3 protein-coding genes are annotated in these 12713 nt (G+C 70.4%); all 3 read left to right on the top strand.

Annotated elements, in window-relative coordinates; genetic code table 11:
• Nucleotides 1–30: 30 nt before the first annotated feature.
• From LE548_RS33365 to LE548_RS33355, 3 genes are read left to right on the top strand one after another with little or no spacing between them, the layout of a single operon-like run.
• Entirely contained in the window at nt 31–5271 is a 5241-nt protein-coding gene (locus LE548_RS33365; protein WP_225100751.1) for a DEAD/DEAH box helicase, read from the top strand.
• Entirely contained in the window at nt 5268–8282 is a 3015-nt protein-coding gene (locus LE548_RS45645; RefSeq protein ID WP_263636871.1) for a DEAD/DEAH box helicase, read from the top strand. Before LE548_RS33365 ends, LE548_RS45645 begins: the two co-directional genes overlap by 4 nt.
• Complete coding sequence (locus LE548_RS33355; protein ID WP_225100857.1) at nt 8279–12700, top strand: Eco57I restriction-modification methylase domain-containing protein; 4422 nt, start codon at nt 8279–8281, stop codon at nt 12698–12700. Before LE548_RS45645 ends, LE548_RS33355 begins: the two co-directional genes overlap by 4 nt.
• Nucleotides 12701–12713 lie beyond the last annotated feature (13 nt).

Genomic DNA, 12713 nt, shown 5'->3' with positions numbered 1-12713 from the left:
GTACAGAACTCAAGGGGGCACGGCCGACCCATGGACGTCTTCGGTGTCCATCATGACCTCATCGCCGAATACGAGGCGTTCACCAGCTCCCTCGTCGCCGTGCGAGATCCGGACATCGAACGTCATCTTGCCGACGAGCGCGAGCGCAAGACTCGCTGGCCCGACCCCAAGCTGGCCCTGAACCCCACCTTCCGCAGTGGCGGGACCGTGGCTGCGATGTGCGACGACGGTCTGCTGCATCCGATGTGCCGGGAGTACTTCCGGCACAAGAAGCATCCGGACGACCCGGGCAGCCGCACCCTCTCCCTGCACGAGCATCAGCGTGAGGCCATCGTCGCCGCCGACCGCGGGGACTCGTACGTGCTCACCACGGGCACCGGCTCTGGCAAGAGCCTGACCTACATCGTGCCGATCGTCGACCGGGTGCTGCGGCACCCGAATCCCGACGGCATCTCGGCGATCGTCGTCTACCCCATGAACGCACTGGCCAACAGCCAGCTCCACGAGCTGGAGAAGTACCTCACCTGGGGCATCCCGGAGGACCGCCGCAACAAGGTGACCTTCGCCCGGTACACGGGCCAGGAGGACTCCGAGCAGAAACTCCAGGTGCTGCGGAAGAAGCCGGACATCCTGCTCACCAACTACGTGATGCTGGAGTATCTCCTCACCCGCCCCGACGAGCGGCGGGAACTGATCGGCGCCGCCCGCGGCCTGCGCTTCCTCACCCTCGACGAGCTGCACACGTACCGAGGACGTCAGGGTGCCGACGTAGCCCTCCTCGTCCGACGGCTGCGGGACGCCTGCGAAGCACCCGGTCTTCAGTGCGTCGGCACCTCGGCCACGATGGCCACAGGCGTCACGTTCGCCGAGGCCCGGAAGGAGATCGCCGGCGTGGCCTCACGCCTGTTCGGTACGGAGATCCGTCCGGACCGTGTCATCGGCGAAACCCTGGAGCGCTCGACCGACCCCGGTGCCGACGCCGTGCCTGGAGTCCATCCCCGTGAACCGCTCGCCGATGCGGTGCGGCGCGCTGCCGCCACGCCTCACGAGCTCCCGGCCGAGTACGACGACCTGAGCCGTGACGCCCTCGCCGTCTGGGTGGAGGACACCGTGGGGCTGGCCGTCGAGGAGCCCAGCGGTCGGCTCGTCCGCCGTCCGCCACTCACCATCCCGCAGGCCGCCGCCCTGCTCGCCGACGCCAGCGGGGCGCCCGCCGAGGTCTGCCACCGGGCCATCGAGACCGTGCTGCACGTCGGCGCCAAGGTCAGGCACCGGGAGCTGGACAAGCCCCTGTTCGCCTTTCGGCTCCACCAGTTCCTGTCCAAGGGCGACACCGTCTACACCAGCTTCGAACCTCCCGGCCGCCGCCACCTCACCAGCCAGTACCAGATCCGCGTCCCCGACCACCGTGACAAGCCGCTCGTCCCCCTGCACTTCTGCCGTGACTGCGGCAAGGAGTACCTGGTGGTCACCCGCCCCGCCGAGCACGAGGGCACGGTATTCGAGGCACGGGAGGACCCGGACGCTCCGGCCGCCGACGGCGACGGCTTCCTCTACGTCAGCGAAGACCGCCCCTGGCCGGATGCGGACGACCAGGAGGCCGTGTTCCGGCGCCTCCCGGCCAGCTGGGTCGAGACGGACGACGACGGCCGGTCCACCGTCCTCAAGGCGCGATCCGGAGACCTCCCGCAGGAGGTGTGGATCGGCCCCGACGGCCATGCCGCCGAACCCGGCACGGGGCTGCGCGCCTGGTGGATCGCCGCCCCGTTCCGCTTCTGCCTGCACTGCCGCACGTCGTACGAGCAGCTGCGGCTCAAGGATCTCGCCAAGCTGGGCACCTTCTCCGCGGAGGGCCGCAGCTCCGCCGTCTCGCTCATCAGCTCCCGCGTCGTACGCTCCCTGCGTGAGCAGCCCGAGCTGAAGAAGAAAGCCCGCAAGCTCCTCACCTTCGTCGACAACCGGCAGGACGCCAGCCTCCAGGCCGGTCACTTCAACGACTTTGCCCTGGTCAGCCAGGTGCGCGGCGCCCTGTACCGGGCGCTGGCGGCGGCGGGGGAGCAGGGCCTGACCTACGACCGGCTGCCCCAGGCCGTGTTCGACGCCCTCGATCTCCCGCTGGACACCTACGCCAGGGTGCCGACCGCCCGGTTCCACCAGCGCGATCTCGCCCACTCGGCACTGCGCGACGTGCTCGCCTACCGCGTCTACGCCGACCTGGAACGCGGCTGGCGCGTCACCATGCCCAACCTCTCGCAGACCGGCCTGCTGCGCTTCGACTACACGTCCCTTGTCGAGATCGCTGCCGACACCGCGTCCTGGGAGGGCTGCCACCCCCTGCTCACCGGCGACACAGCCGCTCACCGTCAACAACTGTGCCGCGACCTCCTCGACGAACTGCGGCGCTCCCTCGCGGTGGAAGTGGGCTGCCTCACCCAGGAGGGCTTCGACCGGCTCGGCAGGATCAGCGAGACCCATCTCGTCGCACCCTGGGCCATCACCGCGCGCGAGCCCCGGGTCCGCGAGCGGCTCGCCTACGCGGGCCCCGGCCGGACCGGCACCGCGGCCGACGCGGTGCACCTCAGCGGCCTCGGCGCGTACGGCCGCTACCTCCGGCGCATCGGCCAGTTCTCCGACCTGCCGGGCCAGGCCGGAAAGCGCATCTCCGTCGCCGATGCCGACGCCGTCATCAGGGACCTGATGCGCGTGCTGCGCGAGTGCGGGCTGCTCGCTGTCGTGCAGGAGGACCGCGACGGCACCTACGGTCACCAGCTACGCGCCTCCGCCCTGCGCTGGCTCCCGGGGGACGGGACGAAGCCCGAGCCCGATCCCGTGCGCAAGGTGACCGACGCCGAGGCCGACGTCCGCGTCAACCCGTACTTCCGCGACCTGTACCGTGCCGGGTCCGCCGGGCTCACCGGCATCAGGGCGCACGAGCACACCGCGCAGGTGGATTCCACAGTCCGCCGCCTGCGTGAGGACGCGTTCCGGGACGGCGACCTGGAGATCCTCTACTGCTCCCCCACGATGGAGCTGGGCGTCGACATCGACGAGCTGAACGCGGTCGGCATGCGCAACGTCCCGCCGACCCCGGCCAACTACGCACAGCGTTCCGGGCGAGCGGGGCGCGGGGGCAAGCCCGCGCTCGTCACCACCTACTGCTCGACCGGGTCCCCGCACGACCAGTACTACTTCCGCCGCCCCGGCCTCATGGTGTCCGGCAGCGTCACCCCGCCCCGCCTCGATCTCGCCAACGAGGAGCTGATCCGTTCCCACGTCCACTCGGTCTGGCTGGCCGAGACGGGCGTCCACCTCGGCAGTCGGCTCACCGACGTGCTCGACGCCGAGACCGCGGACCCGGACGGGCGGTGGCCGCTGAACCTCCTGCCACGAGTGCAGGACGACCTGGACAGCGAGACGGCCCGGATGCGCGCCATCAGCCGGGCCACCGAGGTCCTCGCGCCCCTTCACGACGAACTCTCGGGTTCGTCGTGGTGGTACGAGGGTTGGGTCGAGCGCACCGTCCGCCAGGCTCTGGGCAGTCTCGACGCCGCGTGCGAGCGCTGGCGCCGCCTCTACCGCACCGCCCGCACCGAGGTCGAACAGCAGCACCGCCGGGCCAACGACCTCTCCCTCAGCCGCAGGGACCGCGACATCGCCGCCGGCCGGCGCGCCGAGGCCGAGAACCAGCTGAAGCTGCTGCGCAACGAGGCCGACACCGAGTCGTACAGCGACTTCTACACCTACCGCTACTTCGCCTCCGAGGGATTCCTGCCCGGCTACTCCTTCCCCCGCCTGCCGCTGGCGGCCTACGTGCCGGGAGAGCGCGCGGCCGGCATGTACGGGCAGCGCAACGGTGCCTACATCCAGCGCCCCCGCTTCATCGCGATCGGCGAGTTCGGGCCCGGTGCGCTGATCTACCACGAGGGCAACCGCTACACCATCGACCGCGTGACGGTCCCGATGGGCGACCGCCCCGGGCAGGTGGCCACCAGCGACATCAGGCTCTGCGAGGCCTGCGGCTACTGGCACGACCGGGTCGAGGGCGCCGACCGCTGCGAGAACTGCGACGTCCCCCTCCACCGCACCCTGCCGAAGCTGATGCAGCTCACGCAGGTGCACGCGGAGCCGCGCCGACGCATCTCCTCCGACGAGGAGGAACGCCTCAAGCGGGGCTTCCACCTGCGGACCGTCTACCGGTACGCCCCGGGCGGCGTGTACGAGGCCCAGGTACGCGGCGCGGACGGAGCGCTCCTCGCGGAGGTCGCCTACGGGGACTCGGCGAACGTCCGTGTCCTCAACCTCGGCTACCGCAAACGGGACGCCAAGGACCGCTCGGGCCAGGGCTTCTGGCTGGACCCGGTCAGCGGCAGATGGCTTTCGGAGGGCAAGGCCGCCCGCATGGCCCAGGAGGAGTCCGCGGAGGAGGAGTCCCTGGCGTCCTTCGACCGGGCGCAGCGCACCCTGCAGGTCATCCCGTACGCCCAGGACACCAAGAACATCGCCGTCCTGCGCCTGGCGGAGCCGGTCGACGACATCACTGCGGTCTCCCTGCGTTACGCGCTGGAGCGCGGCATCGAGGCGCACTTCCAGCTGGAGGACTCCGAGCTGGAGAGCGAGGACCTGCCGGACGCCGAGCGGCGCGGCCGGACCCTGTTCGTCGAGAGCGCCGAGGGCGGCGCGGGCGTACTGCGCCGCTTGTACGACGACGAGAACGCCCTCAAGCTGGTGGCGCAGGAGGCCCTGCGGATCATCCACTACGACGAGCACGGCAAGGACCTCGACCGGGCGGAGGGCGCTCCCGAGCGCTGCGAACTGGGCTGCTACGACTGCCTGTTGTCCTACTCCAACCAGGGCTTCCACCGGCGTATCGACCGGCACCGCGCGGCGCCGTGGCTGGTGGCGCTGGCCCGGTCCAGCACGAAGGACGAGTCCCGCCCGGAATCCTCGATGGCACCCGCTCCGCGTCGGGAACCGGCATCGGACACTCCCGTCGAGGCGTTCGTACGGCTCCTCGCGGACGGTGGCCACCGGCCTCCCGACGAGACGGCCACCGACGCGGCCGACGCGGTCTACCACCTCCCCGGCGCGGAGGTCGCCGTGTTCCTGGAGTACGACGGCGCCCGGCGCCTCAGCGAGCAGGACGAATACCGCATGATGGACGACGGCTGGCTGGTGATCAGGGCCGGAGCCGAACCCGACTGGAAGGACACCGTGCGCGCATACCCGGACGTCTTCGGTATCGGCCGCGACCACAGGGGAGGCGACCGATGAGCAGCCCGACCGGCCACGCGCCTGGCACCCTCGTGCGCGCCCGGGACCGCGACTGGGTCGTCCTGCCGGGCACCACCGAGGACCTGGTGCTCGCCCAACCCCTGGACGGGGACCGCGAGTTCGTCGCCGCCCTCTTCCCGGAGGAGGTCCGCGAGCCGGGCTTCGGCCGCCCCCGGGCCGTGCCGGGCGAGGCCGGCGACTTCGCCTCGGCCTCCCTGCTGCGCACCGCTCTGCGCATCGCCTCCACCGCGGGCGCCGGTCCCTTCCGCTCACTGAACGCGGTCGCCGTCGAGCCCCGCCAGTACCAGCTGGTGCCGCTGATGATGGCACTGCGCATGGACCCCGTGCGCCTCCTCATCGGCGACGACGTCGGCATCGGCAAGACCGTCGAGTCCGCGCTGATCGCGAAGGAGCTCATGGAGCAGGGCTCGGCCCGCAACATGACCGTGCTCTGCTCGCCCTCGCTCGCCGAGCAGTGGCAGCGCGAGCTGCGCGACAAGTTCGGCATGGAGCCCGAGCTGGTCCTGCCGTCCACGGCCGCGCGGCTGCAGAAGGCGATCGACGACCCCGACCGGTCGATCTTCGACCACTACCCGGTCACCGTCGTCTCGACCGACTTCATCAAGCAGGACGAGCGCCGCGACGCCTTCCGCCGCCACTGCCCCGACATCCTCATCGTCGACGAGGCGCACACCTGCGTCGGAACCGGCGGCAACGAGCAGCAGAAGCGGTACGAGCTGCTGTCGGCGCTCGCCGACCGCACCGAGCGCGACCGCCACCTCATCCTCGTCACCGCCACCCCGCACAGCGGCGACCCCCAGGCCTTCTCCAAGCTGACCGGCCTGCTCGACCCCTCCCTGCGCACCCTGGACACCACCCGGTCCGCCGACCGCGACAAGCTGGCCCGCCACTTCGTGCAGCGCCGCCGCCACGACATCAAGCGGTACGTCGGCCAGGAGACGCCCTTCCCCGAGGACCGGGACACCCAGGACGCCCTCTACCGCCTCGACCCGGACTACGCGCGCTTCGTCGCCGACATGCTCGCCTACACCCGCCAGCAGGTACGCGGCCCCGGCGGCGACCACCACCAGCGCATGTCCTGGTGGACGGCGCTCACCTTGCTGCGCTGCGTGCTGTCCTCGCCCGCCGCGGCCGCCGCGACCCTGCGCACCCGCTCCCTGATCGCCGCCACTCGCACCCCGGCCGAGGCGGACAAACTGGGCCGGGCCGCCGCCTTCGAACTCACCGACGATGAGACCGCCGAGGGCATCGACGTGGTGCCCGGCTCACTTCCCGGCGAGGACGCCACCGCCCCCGAGAAGCCCTCCGCGCGACGCACGAGCGAGGCCAAGGCCCTGGCCGACTTCGCCGACTGGGCGGACGCCCTGGCCGGCCCCGGGACGGACGCCAAGCTGCGCATCCTCGTCGACCGGGTCAAGCGGCAGCTCGTCGACGGCTACGACCCGATCGTCTTCTGCCACTACATCCCGACCGCCGAGTACGTCGCCCAGCACCTCAAGGAGGAGCTGGGCCGCAGCGCCAGCGTGGAGGCGGTCACCGGAACCCTGCACCCCGACGCCCGGCAGGCCCGCGTCGACGAGCTGACCGCCCGTCGGGGCCGGCACGTCCTGGTCGCCACCGACTGCCTCTCCGAGGGCGTCAACCTCCAGGAGCACTTCGGCGCCGTCATCCACTACGACCTGTCCTGGAACCCGACCCGCCACCTCCAGCGCGCGGGCCGCGTCGACCGGTTCGGCCAGCCGCGCCGCCGCGTCCGGGAGATCACCGTCTACGACACGGACACCGGCATCGACGGCCTCGTCCTGAAGGTCCTCATCCAGAAGCACAAGGACATCGCCGACCAGACCGGCGTCGCCGTCCTCGTCCCCGACCAGGGCCGGGGCGTCCTGGAAGCCCTCGCCAGCGCGCTGCTGCTGCGCGGCAAGCAGCCCGAGGGCCAGCTCACCCTCGACTTCGAGGACGACCCCGACTTCGGACAGGCTCGCGAGGCCCTGCACAAGGAGTGGGAGTCGGCCGCCGAACGCGAGTCGAAGGTCCTCACCAAGTTCGCCCACTCCGGCCTGCGCCCCGAGGAGGTGGAGGCGGAACTGGCCGCCCTGCGGCAGGCGTTGGGCGACCCCGGCGACATCGCGACCTTCACGCGCGAGGCCCTGGCCCAGCTGGGCGCCCAGCCGATCGGCGACGCCCGGGACGGAGGCTTCAAGGTCCCCGTCGACCCACTGCCCACCGGCCTCAAGCACGGCCTCGGTTACTACGAGGACGGCGACCAGACCGCGGCACCGGGCGGCGCACCCAGGGCGAAGGCCAAGGGACGCGCCAAGACCGCCGCCCGCGACCTCGTCTTCCGGGATGACCTCCCCGTCGCCCGGGGCGAACACGCCCTGTCCCGCACCGACCCCGCCGTACGCGCCCTCGCCCGCTACCTCCTCGACGCGGCCGTCGACACCGGCCTGCCCCCCGAGGAGCGCCCGGCCCGGCGCCTCGGCGTGATCCGCACCGCGGTCGTGGAACGCCGCACGGTCCTGCTGCTGGCCCGCTACCGCTTCCGCCTGACCCTGCCCGGCCGCACGGCGAGTGACGACCCGCGCGTCCTGGTCGCCGACGACGCCCAGGTCCTCGCCTGGCGCACCGGCGACGACGGCCGCCGTGCCTGGCTGTCCGACGAGGAGACCGCCGCCCTGCTCACCGCGACACCCGACCTCAACACCCTGCCCGCCCTGCGCGACCAGCAGGCCGCCCGCGCCGCCGCCGAACTCGACGACGACGAGGTCGACAGCCACCTGAAGGCCCGTGGACGCCTCCTCGCGGACCGGCTGCGCGACGCCCACCAGCGGGTCCGCGAGGCCGCCGGCCAGCGCGGCCGCGAGCGTGGCGCCGCCGCCGTACGCCGCATCGACGTCCAGCCGTCCGGCGACCCCGACCTGCTCGGCGTGTACGTGTACCTCAGCGCCCCGGCCGCCCAGCAGCCCGCCTCCGGAGGAGACCGGTGACCGCCCTCGCCCCCGACCGCCTCCCCGCCTCCGCCGCCGTACGCGTCGAAGGCGGCCTGCTCTCCGCCGACCTCCTCGGCAAGATCCGCGCCGGTGACCCCGAACTGCCCGGCAGCGCGCCCGCCGAGTACGGCCTCGGGCGGGGCGTGCGCATCGAGGACGCGGCCAGCCGCAAGTGGAACGCCCTGCGCGCCGCGTACACCTCCCTCCAGGAGGAGCTGAAGGAGCTCGACGGCAAGGCCGACCCGACGAAGGCGACCCGCGTCTGGCTGCTGACCCTCCTGGAGGAACTGGGCTACGGCCGCCTCCCCGCCCGCCGCGGCGGCATCCGCCTCCCCGGCCGCGACCCCTACCAGGTCAGCCACCAGTGGCAGGACCACCTCCCCGTCCACCTCCTCGGCTGGACCACGCCCCTCGACCGCTGGTCGGCGGGCAGCTCCCGGGTTCCCCAGTCGATGATGCAGGAGCTGCTCAACGCCTCCCCGGACCACCTGTGGGGCATCCTCTCCAACGGCCGCGTCCTGCGCCTGCTGCGCGACTCCACTGCCCTCGTCGGCTCCGCCTACGTCGAGTTCGACCTCGAAGCGATCTTCGGCGGCGGCGACTTCTCCGACTTCCTGCTGATGTACGCGCTGCTGCACGCCTCCCGCCTGGAGCTGGTGCCCAAGCCGGAGAAGAAGCGCAGGGGCGCGGTTGTTGCGGAGGAGGAAGAGGAGGAGACCGAGGACGAGGAGGGCGAGGAGTCCGCGGCCCTTGAGGAGATCAAGCTCACTCCCGCGGACTGCCGCCTGGAGTGGTGGCGCGACTTCGCCGTCGAGACGGGCATCCGCTCCCGCAACCTCCTGCGCGACCAGGTCGCCAAGGCGCTGAACATCCTCGGTACGGGCTTCCTCCAGAACAACCCGGCCCTGTCCGAGGCGATCACGGCCGGAGGCCGCCGCGCCCTCGACGACTTCCACCACGAACTGCTGCGCCTCGCCTACCAGCTGATCTTCCTCTTCGTCGCCGAGGACCGCGACGCGCTGCTCGTACACCCCGACCGCAAGGCAACCAAGGCCGAGGTGAAGGCGAACCAGGCGGCCCGCGAGCGCTACCAGCTGTACTTCTCCACCGCCCGTCTGCGCCGCATCGCCTCCCGCCGCAAGGGCGACCACCACACCGACCTGTGGCAGGGCCTCGTCCGCGTCCTCAACGCCCTGGGCACCATCGGCGGCGAACCGGCGCTGGCGCTCCCCGAACTCGGCGGCCTCTACTACCTCCCCGAGCCCGACGAGATCGACCAGGAGGCCCAGCCCACCCTCCTGCCGGGCGGCCCCGAGCCCCTGAGGGCCGCAAAGCTCCCCAACGAGCGCCTGCTGGAAGCCGTACGCCTGCTCTCCCGCATCAAGGACAAGGGCCGGACGACTCGGGTCGACTACCGCCACCTGGGCGCCGAGGAACTGGGCAGCGTCTACGAGTCCCTGCTGGAGCTCGTCCCTGCCCGGGAGCCGGAGAACGAGCTGTTCGAGCTCAAGGACCTCGTCGCGGGCAACAAGCGCAAGCTGACGGGCTCCTACTACACCCCGTCCTCTCTCATCGAGAAGCTGCTCGACAACGCCCTGGACCCGGTCATAGAGCGGCACGCCGCCTCAGGTATCCCGGACCACCTCCTGCGGATCAACTTCGTGGACCCGTCCTGTGGTTCGGGCCACTTCCTGGTCGCCGGGGCGCGACGGATCGCACTGCGCTACGCGCAGATGGTCCATGGCGAGACCCAGCCGGCCCCGGAGCTGGTCCGCGAGGCGATGGCCAAGGTCGTACGGCACTGTGTCCACGGCGTCGACATCAACCCGCTCGCCGCCGAGCTGGCCAAGGTGTCCCTGTGGCTGGAGTCCCTGACACCCGGCGAGCCGCTCGCGTACCTCGACGACCGGATCAAGACGGGGAACGCCCTGCTGGGGGCCACCCCGGCCGTTCTGGAACGGGGCATCCCGGACGGTGCCTTCGAGAAGCTGGAGGGAGACGATCAGCCGGTCGTCACCAAGCTGCGCCAGCAGAACGAGAAGGAACAGCGCGGCGAGTCGCAGCTGCCGTTCACCGAACCGGTGGTGCACACGAGTACGGCGACCGTGCGCGTGGAGGCGGAGAAGGTCGCCAAGATCGGCGACCACAGCCTGGCCGAGGTACGCCAGCACGCCCGCGCCCACCGGCAGTTCGAGAAGCAGCCCGAGCTGCGGCACATGAAGCGCGTCGCTGACGTCTGGTGCGCGTCATTCCTCTGGCCGAAGCAGAAGGGCGCGCCCACGGCGATCACGACCAACGTGCTGCGGGCCGTGGAGAAGGACAAGGAGGACCGGCCGCTGCAGGAAGAGGCGGCCGAGCTGATGCTGCGGGACATCGTCCGCCGCAACCAGTTCTTCCACTGGCACCTGGAGTTCCCGCGCGTCTTCCGGGTCGAGGACGCCCATGGGGAGGACGTCAACCCGGAGACCGGCTGGCAGGGCGGCTTCGACGCTGTCCTGGGCAATCCGCCGTGGGAGCGGGTCAAGATCCAGAAGAAGGAATGGTTCGCCGCGCGGGACGAGAAGATCGCCGCGGCGGACACGGCCAGCATCCGCGACCGAATGATCGAGGCGCTCGCGACCAGCGTGGACGAAGAGGGCCGGCCGAACGAGGGTGACCGCCGACTGTACGCGGAGTACCAGTTCGACCAGCGGGAGTCCAAGGGCCGGGTCACCATGTACCGGAAGTCGGGCCTGTTCCCGAAGACCGGCTTCGGTGACGTGAACACGTACGCGGTCTTCGCGGAGAAGGCGCGGCAGTTGATCGGGCCGGAGGGGATGGCGGGGCTGGTTCTGCCGACGGGGATCGCCACGGACAAGACGACGGCGGGGTTCTTCTCGGATCTGGTGGAGAAGCGGCAGATGGTGGCCGTGCTGGATCTGGAGAATGAGGAGAAGCTATTTCCGGCGGTTCATCATTCGTATCGTTTCTGCTTGTTCACGATCACCGGGCCATCCCTTGCCAGTGAGAATGGGGAGGTGGATCTCGCCTTCCGTGCCCGTCGTCCGGATCAGCTCGACGGACGCACGTTTGTGCTGGACGCCCAGGGTTTTGCGCGTATCAATCCGAATACGCTAACGGCACCTGTATGTGAAAGTCCAGAGCATCTGCGGGTACTGCAAGAAATGCAGCAGCGAGTGCCGGTGCTGCGACGTACGCACGGCGGCGCTACGGGCGAGTGGTTGGGTCCGGCGCCGTTTATGACCATGTTCCACATGTCCGGCGACTCAGGGTTGTTCAAGGTGGGCGAAGCCCTGGAAGAAGCGGGATGGGAGCGCCGGGGGACTGTTTTCGCCAAGCAGTCAGATCGGTGTCTACCGCTGTACGAAGGCAAGTTCATTCACCACTTCGACGCTCGGTTCAGCACGTTCGAAGGCGCCACAGAAGCGCAACTCCGTATGAACACACTGCCTAGACTGGATGTGCAACAGCACAGGGACCCCTCTGCGGTGCCGCTGCCACGCCACTGGGTCGCTGAGAGCGAGGTCGAGGAAAGGCTTGCCGAGGACCGATCCAGACTGCGTCCGGCCTGGACGTATGGATGGCTTATGGGATGGCGGAACGTTTGTCGTGGCTCGGATGCCAGAACCGTCATTCCCTCTGTGCTCCCCAGGGTGGCGGTAGGTCACGCTATCCCATTGTTCGTATCGTTCGACTCGATGGCTCCGGTGCATGGCCTATTGGCAAACCTTTCGGCCTTTGTCCTGGACTTTGCGGCCCGCCAAAAGATGCCCGGAGCCAATCTCACCTACTTCGTAATGGAACAGCTCCCCGTCCTCCCCCTCGCCACATACAAGCTCTCGGCCCCCTGGACTCAGGACACCCCCCTCGCCGACTGGATTCGCCCCCGAGTCCTCGAACTCACCTACACCTCCTATGAGATGGCCCCCTGGGCGAAGTACCTCGGCGACGACGGCCCACCCTTCGTCTGGGACGAGGAGCGCCGCTTCCTGATGCGTGCCGAGCTGGATGCCGCGTACTTCCACCTGTACGGGATCGAGCGCGCGGACGTGGACCTCGTGCTGGACAGCTTCCGGGCGTTCAAGAACAAGCAGCCGGAACTGTTCGAGGAGACGAAGAAGGAAATCGTCAGGGTCTACGAGGCCATGGCGGACGGCCGCCCCTTCACGCACCCCTCCCTCACCCCGCCCCCCGCCGAGGGCCCGCGCCACCCGCCGGGCACGAGCCCGCTGACCCGCGTCACCCCGGCCGGAGGTCCGCCGCAGCGACCGGCGACACCAGCAACCAAGAAGAAGCGGCGGGGCAAGTCCGCCACAAACCAGCTGAGTGGAGGCCTGTTCGGTCTAGACGAGATCGAGGGTGGCGACATACAGCTGGACATCCTCAACCTGATCGGCGAGGACGAAGAGAAGTAGGGCACAAGGGCGC

Source organism: Streptomyces sp. CoH27 (assembly GCF_020181035.1).
Lineage (GTDB): Bacteria > Actinomycetota > Actinomycetes > Streptomycetales > Streptomycetaceae > Streptomyces > Streptomyces camelliae.
This window is presented reverse-complemented; position numbering and strand designations above follow the sequence as displayed.

Bases quoted from the DNA above. Each gene is read 5' to 3' on its own strand.
- LE548_RS45645 (WP_263636871.1), top strand. From the start codon at position 5,268: ATGAGCAGCCCGACCGGCCACGCGCCTGGCACCCTCGTGCGCGCCCGG.
- LE548_RS33365 (WP_225100751.1), top strand. From the start codon at position 31: ATGGACGTCTTCGGTGTCCATCATGACCTCATCGCCGAATACGAGGCG.